This window comes from Caulobacter sp. GW821-FHT11E10, from assembly GCF_058808375.1.
Window position 1 is genome coordinate 228,670 of the sequence record NZ_JBXARP010000005.1, and the last position, 20,774, is coordinate 249,443.

Sequence of the window (20,774 nt, forward strand, 5' to 3'; positions counted from 1 at the left end):
CCTTGGTTATCATGACTGAGGGAGGACCAGCCTTTCATGCGTCTCAATTCAGAAGAACGCGCGGTTCTGGATCACATCGCGCGCGACGGCGGTCTCATCGTCGATCGCGCCGTGGACTGGTGCGCGGTGAACTCCGGCAGCCGGCACGTCGCCGGCCTGGAGCGTCAGAGGCAAATTCTGCGCGATGCGGCCGCACGCCTGCCGGCCGCGCCGATCGACGTGCCGCTTTCGCCCTCGCGCGAGATCAGCGCCGACGGTCGCGAGACCGAATTCCATCATCCGCCGTCCCTGGCCGTCGTCGTGCGGCCCGAAGCGCCGATCCAGGTCGTGCTGACCGGCCACTACGACACCGTCTATCCCGAGACGAGCCCGTTCCAGGTCGTCCGCACGCGGCCCGACGGCGCGCTGCACGGCCCCGGCATCGCCGACATGAAGGGCGGCATCTCGGTCATGCTCGCCGCGCTGGAAGCGTTCGAGCGGCACGCTGGTGCGGCCAATCTCGGCTACCGCGTGCTGCTGTCGCCCGACGAGGAGATCGGCTCGATCGCCTCGGGTCCGGCGCTGGCCGACTTCGCCAGACAAGGACACATCGGACTCACCTACGAGCCCGCCCTTGCTGACGGAGCCTTGGCCTCGGCGCGCAAGGGCTCGGGCAATTTTCACATCGTCATCCATGGCCGCGCCGCCCACGCGGGCCGTGACTTCGCCGCCGGTCGCAACGCGGTGATTGGCGCGGCCCGGATGGCCGAGAAGCTGCACGCCCTGAACGGCCAGCGCGACGGCGTCACCGTCAATGTCGCCCGCATCGACGGCGGCGCGCCGCTGAACATGGTGCCGGACGTGGCGGTGGTCCGTTTCAACGTCCGGTTTCCCGAGGCCGAGGCCGCCGCCTGGTTCCAGGCCGAGGTCGCCCGCATCGTCGGCGAGGTCGAGGACGACCTACACGCCCACCTCCATGGCCTGATCACCCGCGGCGCCAAGCCGTTCAACGCCGCTCAACAGCAGCTGTTCGGGGCGGTGAAGGCGGTCGGCGCGCTGCTGGGCCAGGACATTGCCTGGAAGCCCTCCGGCGGGGTCTGCGAGGGCAACAATCTGTTCGCCTCGGGCCTGCCCAATGTCGACACCCTGGGCGTGCGCGGCGGTGATATCCACAGCGAGGCCGAACACGCCTGGCCCGAAAGCTTCGTCGAGCGCGCCCAGCTCTCGGCCCTGATCCTGATGAAATTGGCCAACGGCGAGATCGACGCCAGGGCGATCCGTGCGGCGATGCCGTCCCTTGGGGGGAGTAACTGAATGCTCGTCGTCCGTCCCGCCGGCTCCGCCGACTTCGACGCCCTGATGGAGCTGGCCGTCCTGTCTGGGCGCGGCTTCACCAGCCTGCCTGAGGACGAGCCGACCCTGCGGTCGCGCCTGGCCTTGTCCGAAGCCAGCTTCCAGGCGGGCGTCGCGGCGCCGGAGGCTTGGTACACCTTGATGCTGGAGGATCTGGACGACGGCGAGGTGATCGGTGTGGCGGGGGTCAAGGCAGGGGTGGGGTTGAAGCGGCCGCACTTCTCGTTCCGCGTCGTGACCCTGGCCCAGTCATCGCCGACCCTGGAGAAGCGGTTCGACCATCGCGCCCTGGTGCTGGTCAATGAATGCGCCGGCTGGTCGGAGGTCGGCTCGCTGTTCCTGCGGCCCGAGCGGCGCAAGGGTGGGGCGGGGCGCCTGCTGGCCCAGTCGCGCTACATGCTGATCGGCCTCGAGCCGCAGCGCTTCGCCGAGATGGTGCTGGCCGAGCTGCGCGGCTGGTTCGACGAAGATGGCAGCTGCCCGTTCTGGGACCATGTCGCCGAGAAGTTCTTCCGCCTGGGCTTCGACGAGGCCGACATGATGAGCGCCTCGACCGACGGCCAGTTCATCCTCGACCTGGCGCCGCGTCATCCGATCTATGCCGAGTTGCTGCCCAAGGAGGCGCGCGAGGTCCTGGGCCGCGTCCATCGCGAAGGCGAGGCGGCGCGGGCCATGCTGGAGGCCGAGGGCTTCCGCTATGAGGGCCTGATCGACATCTTCGACGCCGGCCCCACGGTCGCGGCGCGTCGCGACGAGATCAAGACCGTTCGCGAGGCGCGTCGCCTGCGCCTGAGGCTCGGCGAGGATGCGTTCGGTGAAGAGGCGCTGATCTCCACCGGCGCGATCGGTGGATTCCGAGCCGTTCGGGCGCCCGTGCTGATCGATGGCGAGGCGGCGATCCTGAGCCGGGAGGCGGCCGAGGCGCTGCGGCTTTCGGATGGCGACATGGTGCGGGTGAAGGCATGAGCGACGGTCTCTACATCGACGGCAAATGGCGTTCGGGCCGAGGCGCGGAGCTGGTCTCGATCGACCCGGCCACCGGCGAGGTGGTCTGGCGCGAGGCGGCCGCCAGCGAGGCCGACGTCGCCGAGGCGGTGACCGCCGCCCGCAAGGCTTTCCCAGCCTGGGCGGACCGGCCCCGCGAAGAGCGGATCGCGATCCTGCGCCGCTACAAGGACATTCTGGTCGAGCGCACCGCCGCCTTCGCCGAAGCCCTGAGCCGCGAGACGGGCAAGGCGCTGTGGGAGACCAAGGCCGAGCTCGGCTCCATGGCCGGCAAGGTCGACCTGTCGATCAAGGCCTATGACGAGCGGACCGGGGTCACCGAGAACGCCATGCCATTCGGCCGCGCCGTGCTGCGTCATCGGGCTCATGGTGTCATGGCGGTGCTGGGGCCGTTCAACTTCCCTGGCCACCTGCCCAACGGCCATATCGTCCCGGCCCTGCTGGCGGGCGACACCGTCGTCTTCAAACCCTCGGAGGAGACGCCTCTGGCCGGCCAATGGATGGTCGAGGCGCTGGAGGCGGCCGGCGTACCGGCGGGCGTCGTCAATTTGGTCCAGGGGGGCCGCGAGGCCGGACAGGCTCTTATCTCTCAGGAGATTGATGGCCTGCTGTTCACCGGCTCCGCCGCTGCCGGGACCTTCTTCCGCCGCCACTTCGCCGACCGGCCCGACGTGATCCTGGCCCTGGAGTTGGGCGGCAACAATCCGCTGATCGTTTGGGACGCCGGCGAGCCCGAGGCTGTCGCGGCCCTGGTCGTTCAGTCGGCCTTCATCACCACCGGTCAGCGCTGCTCGTGCGCCAGGCGGCTGATCGTGCCGGATGACGCGGCCGGTCGCGCGGTGATCGAGGCGACGGCGGCCTTGGCCGACCGGCTGTCGATCGGTCCTTGGAACGGCGAGCTCGAGGCCTTCATGGGGCCGCTGATCTCGGCCCGCGCCGCGAACGCCGCGCGCGCCGCGGCCGCGACCATGGGCGGGGAGCGCATCCGGTCGCTGGGCTCGGTCGAGGGCTTGAGCGAAGCCTTCGTGACGCCGGGCCTAGTCGATGTCACCGGCGTCGACACCCCCGACGAGGAGTTGTTCGCGCCGTGGCTGCAGGTGCGCCGTGTCGCCAGTTTCGACGACGCGCTGAAGGCCGCCAATGCCACGCGCTATGGCCTTTCGGCGGGGCTTATCTCCAACGAGTCAAAGCGTTGGGAGCCGTTCTTGAACCGCATTCGCGCCGGCGTCGTGAACTGGAACCGACCCACCACGGGCGCGGCCGGTTCGATGCCGTTCGGCGGCCTTGGCGCGTCGGGCAATCACCGGCCCAGCGCCTACTACGCCGCCGACTACTGCGCCTATCCGGTGGCCAGTTTCGAAGCCGAGGCGGTGGCGGATACGCTCAAGGATATCAAGGGGCTGCGCGGATGAGCTTCGCCATCGAGGCCAATTGCGACGGCCTGGTCGGGCCGACCCACAGCTATGTCGGCCTCTCGCCGGGCAACTTGGCTAGCCAGAAGAACGCCGGCGAGGTGTCCAACCCGCGTGGCGCCGCCTTGGAGGGCCTCTCCAAGATGCGCCGGCTGGCGGACTGGGGCGTGCCTCAGTTCGTGCTGCCGCCGCATGAGCGGCCCGCCGTAGACCTATTGAAGCAGCTTGGTTTTTCGGGTTCGGAAGCCGCAGTGATCGAGCAGGCTTGGAAGGCCGCGCCGGCCCTGGCGGCGGCCGCCTGTTCCGCCTCGCCGATGTGGGCGGCCAACGCCGCCACGGTGACGCCGAGCGCGGACGCCGCTGATGGCCGGGTCCATTTCACGCCAGCCAACCTGCTAACCAACCTGCATCGCAGTCTCGAGGGACCGCAGACCACCCGGACGCTGCGACGCCTGTTTCGGGACGAAACCCGCTTCGCCGTCCACGACCCTCTGCCGGCGCAGCCTCACTTCGCCGACGAGGGCGCGGCCAATCACGTGCGGCTCTGCGCCGAGCACGGCGCGCCAGGGGTCAATCTGTTCGTCTGGGGGCGCGAGGCCTGGGAGCGCTGGGACGGCAAGTTCCCGGCCAGGCAGACGCGGGAAGCCTTCGAGGCGATCGAACGCCGTCACGGCGCCGCGCGCGCGGTGTTCCCGCGGCAGGGCAAGGCCGCCATCGACGGCGGGGCTTTCCACAACGATGTTGTCTGCGTCGGCACGCGTGAATGCCTGTTCTTCCACGAACGCGCCTTCGAGGATCGCGCCGGGATGGAGCGTGCGGTTCGCACCGTCGCCGGGGGGCTGTTCGAGCCGGTCTTCGTCGAGATCTCGGAAGCCGACCTGCCGATGGCTGATCTGGTCTCCAGCTACCTCTTCAATTCGCAACTTCTGGTGATCCCGGGCGAGGACCGGCTGGTCCTGCTGGCTCCGGCCGAAACGCGCGACAACCCACGGGCTCATGCGGTGGCCGAGGGGCTCGCCAGCTCGAACGGTCCGATTGGACGGGTCGAGTATGTCGACGTCCGGCAAAGCATGCGCAACGGCGGCGGTCCGGCCTGCCTGCGTCTGCGGGTGGTGCTGACCGACGATGAGCTCGCGGCGACGAACCCAGCGCAGCGGTTCGATGCGCGCCTGCACGAACGCCTGACCGACTGGATCACCCGTCACTATCGCGACCGTCTGGCGCCGGCCGACCTGGCCGACCCAAATCTTTTGACCGAAAGCCGGGAGGCGCTGGACGAACTGACCGGCATCCTCGACCTTGGCGGAGACTTCTATCCGTTCCAGAGGGCCGTTTGAGCTTCACGATCCGCTCCGCCACCCCCGCTGACCGCGACGCCATCGTCGCCGTGCACAAGACCGCAGCTGGCGTCACGCCCGGCGCCTTGGCGCGCGCCCCTGAGGAGGTGACGCCGGCCTATGCCGACTACGCCATCGCCAGCGACATCTGCTTTCTGGCGGTCGAGCCCGACGGGTTCGTGTGCGGTGAGATCCACGCAAGGCGCGAGACGATCGCCCTGTTCGCTCACGTGCTGGGCGGCCTGACCGTCGCGGTGCATCCGGGGCGCCAGGGGCGGGGAGTCGGCTCCGCGCTGTTCGAGGCCCTGTTCGCAAAGGCGCGCGTCATGGATCCGCCGATCCTGCGGATCGAATTGGCGGCCGGCGGTGGAAACCCCGGCGCGGTGCGGCTCTACGAGCGGCTGGGCTTCCAGCACGAGGGCCGTCAGGTGGCGCGGGGACGGTTGCCCGATGGCCGGTTCGAGGACGATATCCTGATGGGGATGCTGCTCTAGCCTTTCAGCGCCGCCAGCGCTTCCGGGAAGCGGCGGGACAGCGGAACCTCCAGCGCGCCCAGTTCGATCGCGTAATCGCCCGAGCCCTCAGGTTTCAGGCCTGTCACCCGGGCCTTGTTGACCAGCCAGGACTTGTGGCTGCGGACGAAGCCGTGGCCCGAGAGGCTGTCCTGGAGCGCCGTCAGGGACGAACGCATCAGCGGCCGGCGTTCGTCGGCCAGAACGAATTCGACATAGTTGCCGGCCGAGCGCACGGCCAGGATATCGGCGACGAGGACGCGAAGCAGGCGCGCGCCGTCCTGGATGTCGAAGGTTGCGGGCGGCGCGGGAGCGGGCGCCCCGACGGGCTTCTGGGCGCTGCGTCGCAACGCCAGCCAATAGATGATCGAGGCCAGGCCGTAGGCCATCATGTCCTTGCGGAACTCGTACGGGAACTCGGTCGACAGCGGACCGAACTCGTACCGCTCGTGCAACAGCAGGGCGTAGGCCGCCTTGCGCAACGCCACGAAGCCCGAGACATGCAGGGTCGAGTAGATGAAGACCGCCACGAGGTGGGCGGGCAGGGCGACCCACCAGCGGGGACGCGCGCGGATTATCCACAGCGCCATGCCGGCCGGCACCAGGAAGATGGCGAGGGTGACCAGAGCGCTGCTCGCTTCCCAGATCGAGGGCGGCAGGACGCCAAGTTCCGGCGCGTCGTGCTGGATGGTGAGGACGTTCACGAAGGCGATCGAGCCGATCAAGCCCGCGCCCAGCAGCCATGCGCGGCCCAGCCATAAGCGCTCCTCGCCGGTCATCCCGAAAAGCCCGCCGGTAGTCCCTGATGATTTTCCGGTCGTCCCAGGCAACGGCCGCTGATCCCCTGACGCTTGGCCGGTCGGCGCGGTGCGGGGCAGGTCTCCAGCATCGCTTTTCAAGCCGGACGCCTTCATGACCACGACCGCCTTACCCCTCGATCGGCGCTATGACCTCGACTGGATTCGGGTCGGCGCATTCTTCCTGCTGATCCTCTACCACACCGGAATGTTCTACGTGCCCTGGGATTGGCATGTGAAGACGCCCCACATCGTGGAGGGCTTGATGCCCTTCATGTTGATGACCAACCCGTGGCGGCTCACCTTGCTCTTCCTGGTCTCCGGCGCGGCGACGCGGTTCATGGCCGACAAGACGCCGGTCGGAAAGCTGACCGGCGCGCGGATCGCTCGTCTGCTGCCGCCGCTGCTGTTCGCCATGTTCGTGATCGTGCCGCCGCAGTCGTACTACGAGATCGTCGAGTACCTCGCCAAGCATCCGGGCGCGCCTGTCGGTGTGGAGAACTTCTGGATCCGCTACGTCACGGGCTCAGGTCACTGGTGCGAGGGCGGCGAATGCCTGATCACCCCGACCTGGAACCACATGTGGTTCGTGGCCTACCTGCTGTTCTACACCCTGGTCCTGGCCAGTCTGCTGCTGGTCTGGAAGAAGCTCGGCGCGCATCTGCAGGCCGGCGCCGAGCGGCTGCTGAAGGGCGTCGGTCTCTTCGCCTGGCCGGTGCTGTTCCTGGCCATGCTGCGCGCCACCCTGTACGCCAAGTACGGCGAGACCCACGCCCTGGTCGGCGATCACTATGTCCACGCCGTCTCGTTCAGCGCCTTTCTGCTGGGCTTCGGCCTGGCCAAGTCGGAGACCCTGCGCGACCGACTGATCGCCGTGCGCTGGCCGGCCCTGGTCCTGGCCGTCGCCGCCTGGGCGGCATGGTCGGTCTATGTCTGGACCTATCGCAGCGATACGGCCGTTCCGCCGGAGCCGCTGAAACTGGTCATGCGTTTCGTATTCGCGACCGACACCTGGTGCGCCATCGTCGCCATCCTGGGCTTTGGGGCCAAGCACCTGAGCCGCAAGGGCGGACCGGTCCTGCGCTACCTGACCCTCGGCGTCTTCCCGTTTTATCTGGTGCACCAGACCCTGATCGTGGTCATGGCCCATCACCTAGCCAAGCTGGGCCTGCCGCAGGGGCTGGAAGGTGCGATCCTGGTCGCGGCAACCTTCGCTGGCTGCTTCGCGACCTACGAGATCGTGCGGCGCATTCCGGGCGTGCGGATCCTGTTCGGCCTGAAGGGTCAGCCGGCCGAGAAGGCCGCCAGCCGTCCGCCGGCCTTCGCATAGGCCTGGGTTCCGCGCGTGATGACGGTGTCGCCGGGGATGATCTCGGCGACACCGATGTCGCTTGCGCCGGCCAATTGCGCGTAGAGGGCGCCGAAGTCGCGCAGCGTGACCTCCTGCAGGGTCTTGATCGAGTCGATCACGAAATAGACCTGTTGGAAGTCATCGATCCGGTAGAGCGTCCGCATCACGCGTTCCAGATCGAAGCCGATGCGGTTGGGCGAGGGATCGTCGAGGGCGAAGATCGACTCGGCGCGCGACGAGACGATGCCCGCCCCGTAGATGCGCAGGCCCGCGGGCGTGTTCATCAGGCCGAACTCCACCGTGTACCAGTAAAGGCGAGCAAGGTTGGCGAGACGGCCCAGGCCCATGGCCCGCTGGCCGCCCTGGCCATAGGCCTGCATGTAGTCGGCAAAGGTGGGATCGGTCAGCATCGGCACGTGGCCAAAGACATCGTGGAAGATGTCCGGCTCCTGCAGATAGTCCAGCTCGTGCGGCTTGCGGATGAACTGGCCAGCGGGGAATCGGCGATTGGCCAGGTGGTCGAAGAACACGTCGTCGGGCACCAGTCCCGGTACGGCGACGACGGTCCAGCCGGTCAGGCGCTGGAGTTCCTCGTTGATGCGCTTGAAGTCGGGGATGCCCGTCCGGTGCAGGTCCAGCGAGTCGAGGCCGCGCAGGAACTCGTCGCAGGCGCGGCCATGCAGCATGTCGGCCTGGCGTTCGTACAGGGTGATCCAGACGTCGTGCTCGGCCTGGGAATAGGTTTCCCAGCCTTGATCGATCGTCCAGTCGGGGCGCGCGCCTGGGGGCGGTCCGTTGCTAAAGCCATCTCCGCTCATGCAACGACGCTACGCCCCGATTTTGGCAAAAGCTGTTCGGAGTTTGCGCCAAATCGGCGGATCGGCGGACAGATGTTCTGTCTAGTGCGAAATCCGGGGGCGAAGCTTGTACAGGCCGTGATCGAAGGACTCGAAGATCACCGCAGTCTGCGGATGGCCGATCGGCTCGCCGGTGTCGTCCGGCAGCAGGTTCTGCTCGGAGACATAGGCCACGTAGCTGTTGTCCTCGTTCTCGGCCAGCAGGTGGTAGAACGGCTGGTCCTTGGTCGGCCGGATGTCCTCCGGGATCGACTCCCACCACTCCTCGGTATTGGCAAACACGGGGTCGACGTCGAACACCACGCCCCGGAACGGGAAGATGCGGTGCCGGACGACCTGGCCGATCGCGAATTTGGCGAGTCGAGAGTTCATGGCGTTAACGATAGCAGGCGCACCTGACTGAATCCTGAACGTAGAACTCAGACTGCGGATGACAAGCCGGCGCCTTTCGGCCAGCGAGCGACATGCTATGGTCGACTCGAAGTGAGGCGCCGCAGCGTTCGCGGCGCCTGCGAGACAGGTGGTTTGAACCATGTCGGAGGCGCCGCGCGCGCCCGGCGCCCCGCAAGGGCGGCGCCGGCGGTCGCTGGACGAGTCGCCGTGTTACGCGGCGCTCGATCTCGGGACCAACAACTGCCGCCTGTTGGTGGCTACGCCCACGCCACGCGGTTTCCGCGTCGTCGAGGCCTATTCCCGCATCGTGCGCCTGGGTGAAGGCCTGTCGCAAAGCGGCATGCTCTCCGACGCGGCCATGGAGCGCTCGCTGGCGGCGCTGCGGGTCTGCGCCGAGAAGATTCGTCGCCGCAAGGCGATCCGGGTGAAGGCCGTGGCGACCCAGGCCTGTCGGGGTGCGACCAATGGTCCGGACTTCGTGCGCCGGGTCCACGAGGAGACCGGGCTCAAGCTGCAGATCATCAGTCCGCGCGAGGAAGCTCAACTGTCGGTGGCGGGCTGCATGAGCCTGTTCGACCGTGAGCAGGACGCGGCCCTGGTGGTCGATGTCGGCGGCGGCTCGACCGAGCTGTCGTGGGTCGATCTCAAGGGCGGGGGCCTCGACGCCAAGCCGCGCCAGTTCGCGGCCTGGAAGCTGCCGATCAAGGCGTGGCTGTCGATCCCGGTCGGCGTCGTCACCTTGGCCGAGCGCTTCCCCGAGGGCGAGCGGGCCGAGGAGGCCTGGTTCCGGGCCATGGTCGATGACGTCAAGGCGCGCATCGAGGCCTTTCCGCACGCGGAGCCCATGCGGGAGATCTTCGCCGAGGGCAGGGCGCATCTGATTGGCACGTCCGGCGCGATCACCAGCCTGGCCGGGCTGCACCTGGGCCTGCCGCGCTACGACCGCAACGTCGTCGACGGCCTCTGGATGAACCGGACCGACTGTGACGCCGCCTCCGAGCGCTTGCAGAGCCTGACCGCCGCCGAGCGGGCCCTGGAGCCATGCATCGGCGCCGATCGGGCCGATCTGGTTCTGGCCGGCGCGGCCATCCTGCAGGCCGTGCAGGAGCTTTGGCCCTGTTCGCGCGTGCGTGTCGCCGACAGAGGGCTTAGAGAGGGACTCCTGATGTCCCTGATGTCCGACCAGCAGAAGCGCCCGCGACGGCGCCGTCGCGGCGGCGCCTCCAAGAAGTCTGAAGCCGCATGAGCGACGAAGAACCGCCCCGCAAGCGTATGGTCAAGCCGCCGGCCGGGGGCACCGAAGCCGGTCGCGCCAAGCCCGCGCGCCTGAAGACCGCCTATGGCCGCACGCCCAGCCAGCAGGCCTGGCTGGAGCGCCAGATCAACGACCCGTTCTCGGCCAAGGCTCGTGCGCTCGGCTATCGCAGCCGCGCGGCCTTCAAGATCAGCGAGATCGACGAGAAGTACCGCTTCTTCAAGAAGGGCGCGAAGGTCATCGACCTGGGCTGCGCGCCGGGTGGCTGGCTGCAGATCGCCGTCGAGCGCGGCGTGACCGACCTGGTGGGCGTCGACCTGCTGCCGGTGGATCCGGTCGCGCCGGCCCACATTCTGGAGATGGATTTCACGTCGGACGACTGCCCGCCCAAGCTGCTCGAGTTGCTGGGCGGCGCGCCGGACCTGGTGATGTCCGACATGGCGCCCAACACGGTGGGCCACCGCGAGACGGACCACCTGCGGATCGTCGGCCTGATCGAGATCGGCGCCGAGTTCGCCATCGACGTGCTGAAGCCCGGTGGCGCCTTCGTCGCCAAGGCCTTCCAGGGCGGCGAGACCGCCGAGGTGATCGGCAAGCTCAAGCGCCACTTCGACAAGGTTCAGCACTTCAAGCCCAAGGCCAGCCGCGCCGACAGTTCGGAAGTCTTCCTGGTCGCGACCGGGTTCAAGGGGCGATAACAGCGCCGCCGCTTGAGCGCGGCGGTGGTCGTCGGACCGGAACTTCCTTAGTCTTCGCCTATGTCTGATCAAAAACGCTCGGAGATGGATTGGGAGGACGTGCGCGTCTTCCTGGCGGTGGCCAAGACCGGTTCGCTGTCCGGCGCGGCGCGCGCCTTGGGCGTCAACCAGGCCACGATCTCCCGTCGGTTGGCCCGCCTGGAGGGCGAACTCGGCAGTCTGACCGAGAAGCGCCCCAGCGGCTATGTCCTTACCCCCGCCGGTCGCGCGGCGGTGGCCGAGGCCGAGGCGATGGATCAGGCGGCGATCGCTCTGCGACGCGGCGCGGACGGTGGCGAGGCGATCGCCGGCCAGGTGCGGATCAGCACGCTACCCAGCTTTGCCGTGCACCGGTTGGCCGAGCCCTTGGCGCGGCTGGCGATCCAGCATCCGCGGCTGCGTGTGGAGCTCCTGGGCGACGATCGCAGCGTCAGCGTCACCCGCGGCGACGCCGACATCGCCGTGCGTTTCGGCAAGCCGCCGGCGACGGGCGACATGCTGCTCCGCAAGCTGGGAACGATCCGACACGACCTGTACGCCGAGCGAAGCTACTTGGCGGCGACACCACCGGAGGCCTGGACCTTCGTCGGCTTCAGCGAGGATCTCGAGGCGATCGCGCCGGCGGTGCGGCTCTCGGAACTGGCGGCGGGGCGGCCCATCACCGTGCGTTCCAATGCACTCGGCGCGCAGCGCGAGGCGGCGGCGGTCGGCGCCGGCGTGGTTTTGTTGCCCGCCTATGTCGCCGAGCGCGATCCACGGCTGGAAATCGTTCCGGGTGGGGAGGGGGCCTGGGAACAGCCCGCCTGGCTGCTGCTGCGCCGCGATGTCGACCGTATCGCGCGGCTTCGTTTGACGGCCGACGTCGTGATCGACGCTTTTCCTGGCTAGTTGCCGCGAATGAGGTCTTCCGTTTAGCGGCCCCCTCGGATATATCCGCGCCGCAAAATGGAGACTCCGATGGAGATTCGCGAAGGGCTCACCTTCGACGACGTTTTGCTCGAACCCGGCCCGTCCGACGTCATGCCTACCCAGGTGACGACCGAGACTCGGTTCACGCGTGAAATCAGTCTGAACATTCCGCTTGTGTCCGCGGCCATGGACACGGTGACCGAAAGCCGCCTCGCCATCGCCATGGCGCAGGCCGGTGGCCTGGGCATCCTGCACCGCAACCTCACCAACGAGGAGCAGGCGGATCAGGTCCGCGAGGTCAAGCGCTACGAAAGCGGCATGGTCATCAATCCGCTGACCGTCCACCCCGACACCACCCTGGCCGAGATCCGCGAGATCACGGCCCGCCGCAAGATCTCGGGTTTCCCCGTGGTGGAACGCGGCACCGGCAAGCTGGTCGGCATCGTCACCAACCGCGACATGCGCTTCGAGGGCGACGCCAACGTCCCGGCCTCGGCGATCATGACCCGCGAGAACCTAATCACCGTCGCCGAAGGCGTCGACCAGGCCGAGGCTCGTGAGCTTCTCCGCAAGCACAAGATCGAACGCCTGATCGTCGTCGATGACGCCTATCGCGCCGTCGGCCTGATCACGGTCAAGGACATCGAGAAGGCCCAGGCTCACCCCCTGGCCGCCAAGGACGACAAGGGCCGCCTGCTGGTCGGCGCGGCCTCGACCGTCGGCGACGCCGGTTTCGAGCGTTCGATGGGCCTGGTGGACGCCGGTGTCGACGTCGTCGTCATCGACACCGCCCACGGCCACTCCAGCCAGGTCGCGCAAGCGGTCTCGCGCCTGAAGCGCGAAGCCAACCGCGTCCAGATCGTGGCCGGTAACATCGCCACCTACGACGCCGCTCGCGCTCTGATCGACGCCGGCGCCGACGCGGTGAAGGTGGGCATCGGTCCGGGTTCGATCTGCACCACCCGCATCGTCGCGGGCGTGGGCGTGCCGCAGCTGACCGCGATCATGGAAGCCGTTCGGGCGGGTCGCGAGAGCAGCGTGCCGGTCATCGCCGACGGTGGCATCAAGTACTCGGGCGACCTGGCCAAGGCCATCGCGGCTGGGGCCTCGACCGCCATGATGGGCTCGATGTTCGCCGGCACTGAAGAGGCGCCAGGCGAGGTGTTCCTGTACCAGGGGCGCTCGTACAAGAGCTATCGCGGCATGGGCTCGGTGGGCGCCATGGCCCGTGGCTCGGCCGACCGCTATTTCCAGAAGGACATCACCGACAGCTTCAAGCTGGTGCCGGAAGGCATCGAGGGCCAGACCCCGTTCAAGGGTCCGATCGCGCCGGTGCTGCACCAGCTGGTCGGCGGTCTTCGCGCGGCCATGGGCTATGTCGGCGCGCCGACCATCCCCGAGCTGCAGAAGCGCGCCAAGTTCGTCCGGATCACGGGCGCGGGCCTGCGTGAAAGCCACGTCCACGACGTGATGATCACGCGCGAAGCTCCCAACTATCCGAGCGCGGTCTAGCCGATGCGGATGGCCTTCGAGCTGCAGATGGTGGCGGTGGCGGTGATCATTGGGATCATTCACCTCCTGTGGGCGGCCGCGGCCGCCCAGCCCCAACGTGGCTTGAAGTGGAATACCGGCCCCCGCGACGAGCCTGTCGTTCTGACCGGCGTGGCTGGTCGGCTCGATCGGGCCTTCGCCAACTTCCGCGAGACGTTCCCGTTCTTCGCGGCGCTCGTGGTGATCGACTATCTGGGTGGCCGGCTCGGTGAGCCGACGGCCTATGGCGCGGCGATCTATGTGGTCGCTCGCGCCCTCTACATCCCCCTCTATGCCTTCGGCGTGCCCTATGTGCGCAGCTTGACCTGGGTCGCCTCGATGGTCGGGATCTTGATGCTGCTCGCGGCCCTGGTGGTCTGATGCGCGACGGTGGACGGGTTTCAGCGGCGATCGAGGTTCTGACCGAGATCGAGACGCGGCATTTTCCGGTCAAGATGGCGCTGAAGCGCTGGGGCGAGGCCGCGCGCTACGCTGGCTCTAAGGATCGGGCCTTCGTCTCGGGCCTGGTGCTGGACGCTCTGCGCCGCAAGCGGTCGCTGGGCTGGATGATGGGCGACACCGCCCCGCGTGGCGTTGTGCTGGGCGTACTGGCTTTCGTCTGGACGTGGACGCCGGACCGTATCGCCGAGGCGGCTTCGGAAGAACACGGCTTCGGCGCCTTGACCGACGTCGAGCGCGAGCGTCTGGCCAATCCGGTCTCACTGGACGACGCGCCGGTCCCGGTGATCGGCGACTATCCCGACTGGCTGGAAGAGCGCCTGGCCCGCGCCCTGGGCGCCGACCAAGCCGTCGAGATGCGCGCGTTGTCGGAACGGGCCCCGGTCGACCTCCGCGTCAACACCCTGAAGACCGACGCCGAGCGCGCCGCCAAGGCCCTGGCCCCGATTCATGCCGCGCCGGCCGGCGTCCTGCCCAACGCTTTCCGTATTCCCGCGCCCGCCGCCGCCGACCGCACGCCGTCGGTGGAAGCCGTGCCGGCCTTCTCCAAGGGCTGGTTCGAGGTGCAGGACCTTGGCTCCCAGATCGCCGCCGCCGTGGCCGGCGAGATCAAGGGCAAGCAGGTGCTGGACTTCTGCGCCGGCGGGGGCGGCAAGACGCTGGCCCTGGCCGCCGCCATGGGCAATACCGGCCAGATCTTCGCCCACGACAGCGACGCTCGCCGCCTGGCCGACACCATCCGGCGCGGCCAGAGGGCAGGGGTCCGCAACCTGCAGATCCGCTCGCCGATCGAGGCGACGCCGCTCAAGGGCCTGGAAGGCAAGATCGACGTCGTCTTCGTCGACGCCCCCTGCACCGGCTCAGGAACCTGGCGCCGCCACCCTGATGCGAAATGGCGTTTGTCGCCCGACCAGCTGGCGAAGCGCCAGATCGAGCAGGACAGTGTGCTGGAGGACGCCTCGACCTTCGTGAAGGCCGGCGGTCGCATGGTCTATGTGACCTGTTCGCTGCTGGTCGACGAGAACGAGGACCGCGTCGCCGGTTTCCTCGATCGCCACCCCGAGTTTTCCGTGAAGCCGATCGCCTTGCCGGGCGTCGAGCACGTCACGCCCGAAGGCTATCTGCGCCTGACCCCGCACCGCGCCGGGACGGACGGCTTCTTCGCCGCCGTGCTGGAGCGCGCCTCCTACACGCCCTGACCGAACTAACGACCGCTGGAGACCCGCCGATGACCACCGAAACCCACCACCAGCGCGTCCTGATCGTCGACTTCGGCAGCCAGGTGACCCAGCTGATCGCGCGCCGGGTGCGCGAGGCGGGCGTCTATTGCGAGATCCACCCGTTCGACAAGGCGGAAGCTCTCGTCGACGACTACAAGCCCTCGGCCATCATCCTGTCGGGTGGTCCGGCCAGCGTGCTGGAGGCCGACAGCCCCCGCATAGGCCGCAAGCTGTTTGATCTGGGCGTGCCGATGCTGGCCATCTGCTACGGCCAGCAGCTGCTGTGCGACGTCCTGGGCGGAAAGGTTGAGGGCGGTCACGCCGGCGAGTTCGGCCGCGCCGAGCTGACCATCGGCAAGCAGAGCCCGCTGTTCCAGGGCCTGGCCGGCGTCGGCGAGCTGGAAACCGTCTGGATGAGCCACGGCGACCGCGTCACCGCCATCCCCGAAGGCTTCGAGGTCGTCGCCACCTCGACCGGCGCGCCGTTCGCGGCCATCGCCAATGATGCGAAGAAGATCTACGCCGTCCAGTTCCACCCCGAGGTGGTCCACACGGTCAACGGCTCGAAGATCTACAAGAACTTCCTGGCCCTGGCCGGCCTGAAGGGCGACTGGACCATGGCGGCCTTCCGCCAGGAGATGGTCCAGAAGATCCGCGACCAGGTCGGGACCGGCAAGGTGATCTGCGGCCTGTCGGGCGGCGTCGACAGCTCGGTCGCCGCCGTCCTGATCCACGAGGCGATCGGCGACCAGCTGACCTGCGTGTTCGTCGACACCGGCCTTCTGCGCAAGAACGAGGCTGATCAGGTCGTCACCCTGTTCCGCGACCACTACAACATCCCCCTGGTCCACGTGGACGCTGGCGACATGTTCCTGGGCGAGCTGGCCGGCGTCAGCGACCCGGAGACCAAGCGCAAGACCATCGGCCGCCTGTTCATCGAGGTCTTCGACAAGGAGGCCGCCAAGATCGACGGCGCGTCGTTCCTGGCCCAGGGCACGCTGTATCCCGACGTCGTCGAGAGCGTCTCGGCCCGCGGCGGCCCCTCGGCGGTGATCAAGAGCCACCACAATGTCGGCGGCTTGCCGGACTATATGAAGCTGAAACTGGTCGAGCCGCTGCGCGAGCTCTTCAAGGACGAGGTCCGCGCCCTGGGCGTCGAGCTGGGCCTGGCCCCGGCCTTCGTCGGCCGCCACCCGTTCCCCGGTCCCGGCCTGGCCATCCGCATTCCGGGCGAGATCACGCCCGAGAAGGTCAAGGTCCTGCAGGACGCCGACGCCATCTATCTGGAAGAAATCCGCAATGCCGGCCTCTACGACCAGATCTGGCAGGCCTTCGCCGTGCTGCTGCCGGTCAAGACCGTCGGCGTCATGGGCGACGCTCGCACCTATGAGAACGTCCTAGCCCTGCGCGCGGTCACCTCGACCGACGGCATGACCGCCGACTTTTTCGAGTTCCCCTGGCCCATCCTCGGCAAGACCGCCACGCGGATCATCAATGAAGTCCGGGGCGTCAACCGGGTCGTCTATGACGTGACGTCCAAGCCGCCCGGCACGATCGAGTGGGAGTGAGGCGGGTTTAGGAGGCGCGATAAAGCACGCAACCCGCCTCAGAGCGTCCCGCCATGTCCGATCTTCCGCCGCCGGTGAGCCCAGACATCGAGGTCGTTGTCGTTCATCCACCTCGCCTGGCGCCGCTGGGCGGCGAGGGGGTCTTTAGTGCGGTGCGTATCGGCCCCGATAGCCTCAGGCAGGAGGCGCGGCTCGATGACGCTCTGAAGGCCTTGCCGGGAGTGTCGCTGTTCCGACGCACGGGAAGCGGGGCGGCCAATCCCACCACTCAGGGCCTGTCGCTGCGGGCGATCGCGCCCTCGGGGGCCGGGCGCGCCTTGGTGACCCTGGACGGTGAGCCGCAGAACGATCCGTTCGGTGGTTGGGTGATCTGGAGCGCTCTGCCGTCAGAAAGTCTCGAAGGCGCGACGATCGTGCGCGGCGCCGGCGCGGGTCCCTATGGCGCGGGCGCCCTGACCGGCGTGGTGGCGCTGCGGGAGCGAGAGACGCCGGACGGCCTGGCCGTAGCGGAGGTTTCGGCCGGGCAGCGCGGGAGCTATCGCGGCGTGGTGTTGGCCGGCGGAGCCGGCGTCCTGGCCAGCCTCTCGGCTTCGCGGACCGATGGCTACTACGCCGTGCGCGGCGCACGACGCGGGCGCGCCGATACCCGGCTGAGTCTCGATGACGCCGCCGCTTCGATGCGGGTGCAGCGCCAGCTTGGCCAGGTACAGGCCGCGTTGAGGGTTTCGGGCTACCAGGTCCACCAACAGGCGGGGCTGCTGGGCGCTCGCTCCAACGCTAAGGGGCTTGCCGCGAGCCTGACCCTGGCCAAGCCCGCGGCTCAGGGCGTCGGCGGGTGGCGGCTGCAAGGCTGGGTTCGCCGCAGCGATCTGGAGAACAGCTCGGTGGCCGTGGCCGCTGGCCGCGTGGCGACCACCCCGGCGAGCGAGCAGTACGACACGCCGGCCACCGGTTACGGCCTCAACGCCGCGCTGCAGGGGCGCCGGGGCCCGCTGGCCTGGGAGGTTGGGGCTGACCTGCGCCTGGCGGACGGGACCGAGCACGAGCGCTTCCGGTTCATGGGCGGGACCTTCACCCGAGACCGCGCGGCGGGCGGCAAGACGCTGGTGGCGGGGGCCTATGCCGAGGCGGTGTTCGACAAGGGGCCTTGGCTGGCCACCGGCGGCTTGCGGCTTGATCGCTCGCGGGCCTTTGACGCCCTGCGCCGCGAGCGGGATATCGGCACGGGCGGCCTGACCCTGGACCAGGCCTTCGCCAGCCGATCCGACACCACGCCGACGGGCCGACTTGGCCTGCGCCGGGCGCTAAGCCCCACGCTCTATTGGCGCAGCGCGGCCTATGCCGGGTTTCGGCCGCCCACGCTGAACGAACTGCATCGGCCGTTCCGGGTCGGCAACGACATCACCGAGGCCAATCCGGCGTTGAAGCCCGAAACCCTGCAGGGCCTGGAAGGCGGCCTTGACGGCGAGGGAACGGTCCGCTGGTCGGCCGGGCTGTTCTACAACCAGCTGACGGATCCGATCACCAACGTCACCATCGGCGTCGGACCTGGGAGTTTCCCCGTGGCCGGCTTCGTGCCCGCTGGCGGGACGCTGCGCCAGCGCCAGAACGCCGGGAAAATCAAAGCCTGGGGGCTGGAGGCCGAAGCATCCGGCCAGGTGGGGTCGCGCCTCGAATGGCGCGCGGCGGCGGCCTATACCGAGGCGCAAGTCGAGGGCGGCTCCGCCGCGCCCCAGCTCACCGGACTGCGGCCGGCTCAGACTCCCAGATGGACGCTGACCGGCGGCGCTCGCTTCAGACCCGCCGACGTCTTCAGCCTCTCGGCCGATCTGCGTTACGAAAGCGCGCGCTGGGAGGATGATCTCAACAGCCGCAAGCTCGCGGCGGGGCTGCAAGTCGATGGCCGGGCGACCTGGCGTCTGCGCCGCCAGGCCGAGATCTACCTGGCGGTCGAGAACGCCGCCGACGGCAAACTCGAGGTCGGCAAGACCGCCGACGACGTCGCCAGCTACTCGGCGCCGCGAACCTTGCGTGTTGGATTGACCATCCACCGTTAGCAGGGTCGCTAGGCCGTTCTCACCCCAGCCGGAAGCCGGGGTGGAAACGGTGGGCGGCTTCCTTCCATTCAAGCCGCCACATCTGGCCGCCAGCCGTTTTCCAGCAGGTCCAGCGCCATCAGGTGGGCCACCTCCAGGGTCAGGCCTTCCAGGGCGTCCACCAGCTCCAACCGCCGGTCCTGCGCCGGGGTATGGGCGTAGAGCGCGCAGATGGCGTGCAGTCGGCCGCGAATGTTCGGCGCCTCGAAGCTCGAGCCCAGCAGGCTGAACTCGGACGGGGGTGCGCCATTCTGGCAGGGCGGGCGACGATAGGACGACGTAGGCATTTCTGGAGCTTCCTTTCTGGAAACGGGGTCATTCTGAGGTAGAGGGGGTGTTCCTAGGTCGAAGAGTCAGGCCACCAGGGCGGCGTCCCGGCAGCGCAGACCGTTCATCCGTACGTCCGCCTGGCCCAGACGCACGCCGACCAGACCGGTCAGGCTGTTCAGCACGTCGTCCAGCGGCGCGGCGAGGGGAGAGAGCAGGGCGGCGACCGCGCTGGTCAGGGTCGATTCCCCCAGGCCCACTCCCAAGCCGAGGATGTTGGCCTTCAGGGTGACGTCGCCTAGCAGGGTCGAGACCGTGGCCTTGGCCAGGTCGGTGGTCGAGACGGTCTTGACCGCGCCACCGCGCACCTCGGCCTGGCTGAAGCGCACCGTCTGCCAGGCCTGGCCGCCGATCGACACCGAGGACTTGCCGGTGACGCTGAACAGCGGCGCCTTGGCGAAGGTGGCCGTGGCGGGAGTTAGGGCGGTCCTGAAGTCGTCCAGGTCCCCGGTGTCGATCTCGCCGATCGCGAGTTTCCCAAGGCCCGGCCGCACGTCCAAGGTCGCTTCGCCGGTGGCGCAGGCCATATCTTTGAGCTTGGCCTCGCCGGAAGCGGCCTCGACCAGGACGGGCAGCTTGACCTGGGCGGCCGACAGCAGGCCCGAGCCGCCGATCTTGGCTTCCAGATAGAGACGGGTCTGGGCGGTGCGGACGATGACGTCGCGGCTGTCGGTGATGGTCATCCAGGGCGCGTTGTTCGGCGGCTCGCCGATGGCGAGCCAGGCGGTTAGGCCCGCGACGCCGGGAACGGCCGTCCCGAGGTCCAGCTCGACCTGACGCGCGCCGTTCGACAGTTCCAGCACCGCCTTGGACAGGCTCATAGCGTCCAGGCTCACCTTAGCCCCGCTACCGCCGGTCACGCGGCTCTGGGCGCTGTAGGGGCCGACGTCGAACATCCGGCGAAGGTCGGCCGGCGTGCGGTTGGCGGCCGCCGTGGCCAGGGTCTGGGCCGCTGTCGAGGCCCGGGTCTGGCCGTTGTCGGCGAGGACGCGCGACAGGGCCTTCAACGCCTTGCCGGTGGTGAGGTTGGCGTCGAGCACGTCGTTGTAGGACGCGCCAGTCAGGTTCAGTTCGGTCTTCACGGCATCGAGGTAGCTGAACAGTTCGACGTCGGCGTCGGCCAGGGCGTCGTAGTCCATCACCGACAGGCTGACCTTCGACCCGGTCAGGCCGGAGAGCAAGGCGTTGGCGATGCCCCCGTCCAGGGCGGCCAGGCGCGTACCGATCGAGAAGCTGGCGAGGTCGGCGCGGGCGGCCGTGGCCTGGCGCTTGATGGTCAGGGTCGGCTTGCCGGTCAGGATCTGGCCGAAATAGAGCGGCGTCTCGCTGGAGAGGCGCACCCGCACGGCGTTGGGATCGCTGGCCCCCATCTGGAAGCGCGCCGAGGCGGCCAGGGCGCGATCTCCGGCATAGGCGCCCTTGTCGATCGTCACGGTCAGCGGGCCGGTCCAGCCGTTGTCACGCGCGGTGGCCAGGGCGGCGGCCTGGGCGTTGTCGAGGTCGCGCGCGGCGGCCATGGCGGCCAGGTCTGCAGTGCCCTGCAGGCGGCGGGTCTGAACGAACACCGAGCCGAGATCGACGGCGAGGGCGCAAATGCCGAACAGGGCGAACAGGCCGACCGCGCCCATCAGGCCGACGCCGCCGTCCTCGTTCGAGGCGAAATCGCGATGGGTCATG

General features: G+C 68.6%; 19 protein-coding genes. 14 read left to right on the forward strand and 5 right to left on the reverse strand.

All coding sequences use genetic code 11. The annotated features are described in order from the left end of the window. The first annotated feature begins 36 nt into the window (after nt 1-36). From AC1RRV_RS12150 to AC1RRV_RS12170, 5 genes are read left to right on the forward strand one after another with little or no spacing between them, the layout of a single operon-like run. Nucleotides 37-1,293, forward strand: coding sequence for a hydrolase (locus AC1RRV_RS12150; protein ID WP_492859892.1), 1,257 nt, complete (start codon nt 37-39; stop codon nt 1,291-1,293). Further along, nucleotides 1,294-2,298 (forward strand): arginine N-succinyltransferase, encoded by a 1,005-nt coding sequence (locus tag AC1RRV_RS12155; RefSeq protein ID WP_492859893.1) that lies wholly within the window; start codon nt 1,294-1,296, stop codon nt 2,296-2,298. Further along, on the forward strand, nt 2,295-3,749 hold the full coding sequence (gene astD / locus AC1RRV_RS12160) for a succinylglutamate-semialdehyde dehydrogenase (RefSeq protein WP_492859894.1): 1,455 nt from the start codon (nt 2,295-2,297) through the stop codon (nt 3,747-3,749). Before AC1RRV_RS12155 ends, astD begins: the two co-directional genes overlap by 4 nt. After that, a complete protein-coding gene (astB, locus tag AC1RRV_RS12165) occupies nt 3,746-5,086 on the forward strand; it encodes an N-succinylarginine dihydrolase (protein WP_492859895.1) in 1,341 nt (446 codons plus the stop codon). The genes astD and astB overlap by 4 nt, the downstream gene beginning before the upstream one ends. Then, complete coding sequence (locus AC1RRV_RS12170; protein ID WP_492859896.1) at nt 5,083-5,580, forward strand: GNAT family N-acetyltransferase; 498 nt, start codon at nt 5,083-5,085, stop codon at nt 5,578-5,580. The genes astB and AC1RRV_RS12170 overlap by 4 nt, the downstream gene beginning before the upstream one ends. On the opposite strand, the gene AC1RRV_RS12175 is transcribed toward AC1RRV_RS12170, so the two are convergent. After that, nucleotides 5,577-6,377: a LytTR family DNA-binding domain-containing protein gene (locus AC1RRV_RS12175; RefSeq protein ID WP_492859897.1), complete on the reverse strand. Its 801-nt coding sequence runs from the start codon at nt 6,375-6,377 to the stop codon at nt 5,577-5,579. The genes AC1RRV_RS12170 and AC1RRV_RS12175 overlap by 4 nt on opposite strands. A gap of 133 nt (nt 6,378-6,510) precedes the next feature. Between AC1RRV_RS12175 and AC1RRV_RS12180 the strand changes: the two genes are divergently transcribed. Then, nucleotides 6,511-7,725 (forward strand): acyltransferase family protein, encoded by a 1,215-nt coding sequence (locus AC1RRV_RS12180; protein ID WP_492859898.1) that lies wholly within the window; start codon nt 6,511-6,513, stop codon nt 7,723-7,725. On the opposite strand, the gene phhA is transcribed toward AC1RRV_RS12180, so the two are convergent. Together phhA and hspQ are read right to left on the reverse strand one after the other, a co-directional pair. Continuing rightward, nucleotides 7,680-8,564 carry a phenylalanine 4-monooxygenase gene (phhA, locus tag AC1RRV_RS12185; protein WP_492859899.1) on the reverse strand — a complete coding sequence of 295 codons (885 nt, stop codon included), beginning with the start codon at nt 8,562-8,564 and terminating at the stop codon, nt 7,680-7,682. The genes AC1RRV_RS12180 and phhA overlap by 46 nt on opposite strands. Nucleotides 8,565-8,645: 81 nt before the next feature. Beyond that, nucleotides 8,646-8,975 (reverse strand): heat shock protein HspQ, encoded by a 330-nt coding sequence (gene hspQ, locus AC1RRV_RS12190; protein ID WP_492859900.1) that lies wholly within the window; start codon nt 8,973-8,975, stop codon nt 8,646-8,648. Nucleotides 8,976-9,135: 160 nt separating this feature from the next. Between hspQ and AC1RRV_RS12195 the strand changes: the two genes are divergently transcribed. From AC1RRV_RS12195 to AC1RRV_RS12230, 8 genes are all read left to right on the forward strand, one after another. Next, nucleotides 9,136-10,242 (forward strand): Ppx/GppA phosphatase family protein, encoded by a 1,107-nt coding sequence (locus tag AC1RRV_RS12195; RefSeq protein WP_492859901.1) that lies wholly within the window; start codon nt 9,136-9,138, stop codon nt 10,240-10,242. Beyond that, nucleotides 10,239-10,949 (forward strand): RlmE family RNA methyltransferase, encoded by a 711-nt coding sequence (locus AC1RRV_RS12200; RefSeq protein WP_492859902.1) that lies wholly within the window; start codon nt 10,239-10,241, stop codon nt 10,947-10,949. Before AC1RRV_RS12195 ends, AC1RRV_RS12200 begins: the two co-directional genes overlap by 4 nt. Before the next feature lie 99 nt (nt 10,950-11,048). Next, entirely contained in the window at nt 11,049-11,876 is an 828-nt protein-coding gene (locus tag AC1RRV_RS12205) for a LysR family transcriptional regulator (RefSeq protein WP_492859903.1), read from the forward strand. Between the two features lie 69 nt (nt 11,877-11,945). Then, nucleotides 11,946-13,409 (forward strand): IMP dehydrogenase, encoded by a 1,464-nt coding sequence (gene guaB / locus AC1RRV_RS12210; protein WP_492859904.1) that lies wholly within the window; start codon nt 11,946-11,948, stop codon nt 13,407-13,409. 3 nt (nt 13,410-13,412) lie between these two features. Next, nucleotides 13,413-13,808: an MAPEG family protein gene (locus AC1RRV_RS12215; RefSeq protein ID WP_492859905.1), complete on the forward strand. Its 396-nt coding sequence runs from the start codon at nt 13,413-13,415 to the stop codon at nt 13,806-13,808. Continuing rightward, nucleotides 13,808-15,085, forward strand: coding sequence for an RsmB/NOP family class I SAM-dependent RNA methyltransferase (locus tag AC1RRV_RS12220; protein WP_492859906.1), 1,278 nt, complete (start codon nt 13,808-13,810; stop codon nt 15,083-15,085). The genes AC1RRV_RS12215 and AC1RRV_RS12220 overlap by 1 nt, the downstream gene beginning before the upstream one ends. 29 nt (nt 15,086-15,114) lie before the next feature. After that, nucleotides 15,115-16,674, forward strand: coding sequence for a glutamine-hydrolyzing GMP synthase (gene guaA / locus AC1RRV_RS12225; protein ID WP_492859907.1), 1,560 nt, complete (start codon nt 15,115-15,117; stop codon nt 16,672-16,674). Between the two features lie 53 nt (nt 16,675-16,727). Next, on the forward strand, nt 16,728-18,731 hold the full coding sequence (locus AC1RRV_RS12230; protein ID WP_492859908.1) for a TonB-dependent receptor: 2,004 nt from the start codon (nt 16,728-16,730) through the stop codon (nt 18,729-18,731). Between the two features lie 68 nt (nt 18,732-18,799). On the opposite strand, the gene AC1RRV_RS12235 is transcribed toward AC1RRV_RS12230, so the two are convergent. Together AC1RRV_RS12235 and AC1RRV_RS12240 are read right to left on the reverse strand one after the other, a co-directional pair. Then, complete coding sequence (locus tag AC1RRV_RS12235; protein ID WP_492859909.1) at nt 18,800-19,057, reverse strand: hypothetical protein; 258 nt, start codon at nt 19,055-19,057, stop codon at nt 18,800-18,802. A gap of 66 nt (nt 19,058-19,123) precedes the next feature. Further along, entirely contained in the window at nt 19,124-20,773 is a 1,650-nt protein-coding gene (locus AC1RRV_RS12240) for a TadG family pilus assembly protein (protein ID WP_492859910.1), read from the reverse strand. Between the last annotated feature and the right edge of the window lies 1 nt (nt 20,774).

Bases quoted from the DNA above. Each gene is read 5' to 3' on its own strand.
- AC1RRV_RS12150 (WP_492859892.1), top strand. From the start codon at position 37: ATGCGTCTCAATTCAGAAGAACGCGCGGTTCTGGATCACATCGCGCGC.
- AC1RRV_RS12155 (WP_492859893.1), top strand. From the start codon at position 1,294: ATGCTCGTCGTCCGTCCCGCCGGCTCCGCCGACTTCGACGCCCTGATG.
- astD (WP_492859894.1), top strand. From the start codon at position 2,295: ATGAGCGACGGTCTCTACATCGACGGCAAATGGCGTTCGGGCCGAGGC.
- astB (WP_492859895.1), top strand. From the start codon at position 3,746: ATGAGCTTCGCCATCGAGGCCAATTGCGACGGCCTGGTCGGGCCGACC.
- AC1RRV_RS12175 (WP_492859897.1), bottom strand. From the start codon at position 6,377: ATGACCGGCGAGGAGCGCTTATGGCTGGGCCGCGCATGGCTGCTGGGC.
- AC1RRV_RS12180 (WP_492859898.1), top strand. From the start codon at position 6,511: ATGACCACGACCGCCTTACCCCTCGATCGGCGCTATGACCTCGACTGG.
- phhA (WP_492859899.1), bottom strand. From the start codon at position 8,564: ATGAGCGGAGATGGCTTTAGCAACGGACCGCCCCCAGGCGCGCGCCCC.
- hspQ (WP_492859900.1), bottom strand. From the start codon at position 8,975: ATGAACTCTCGACTCGCCAAATTCGCGATCGGCCAGGTCGTCCGGCAC.
- AC1RRV_RS12195 (WP_492859901.1), top strand. From the start codon at position 9,136: ATGTCGGAGGCGCCGCGCGCGCCCGGCGCCCCGCAAGGGCGGCGCCGG.
- AC1RRV_RS12200 (WP_492859902.1), top strand. From the start codon at position 10,239: ATGAGCGACGAAGAACCGCCCCGCAAGCGTATGGTCAAGCCGCCGGCC.
- guaB (WP_492859904.1), top strand. From the start codon at position 11,946: ATGGAGATTCGCGAAGGGCTCACCTTCGACGACGTTTTGCTCGAACCC.
- AC1RRV_RS12215 (WP_492859905.1), top strand. From the start codon at position 13,413: ATGCGGATGGCCTTCGAGCTGCAGATGGTGGCGGTGGCGGTGATCATT.
- AC1RRV_RS12220 (WP_492859906.1), top strand. From the start codon at position 13,808: ATGCGCGACGGTGGACGGGTTTCAGCGGCGATCGAGGTTCTGACCGAG.
- guaA (WP_492859907.1), top strand. From the start codon at position 15,115: ATGACCACCGAAACCCACCACCAGCGCGTCCTGATCGTCGACTTCGGC.
- AC1RRV_RS12230 (WP_492859908.1), top strand. From the start codon at position 16,728: ATGTCCGATCTTCCGCCGCCGGTGAGCCCAGACATCGAGGTCGTTGTC.
- AC1RRV_RS12235 (WP_492859909.1), bottom strand. From the start codon at position 19,057: ATGCCTACGTCGTCCTATCGTCGCCCGCCCTGCCAGAATGGCGCACCC.
- AC1RRV_RS12240 (WP_492859910.1), bottom strand. From the start codon at position 20,773: ATGACCCATCGCGATTTCGCCTCGAACGAGGACGGCGGCGTCGGCCTG.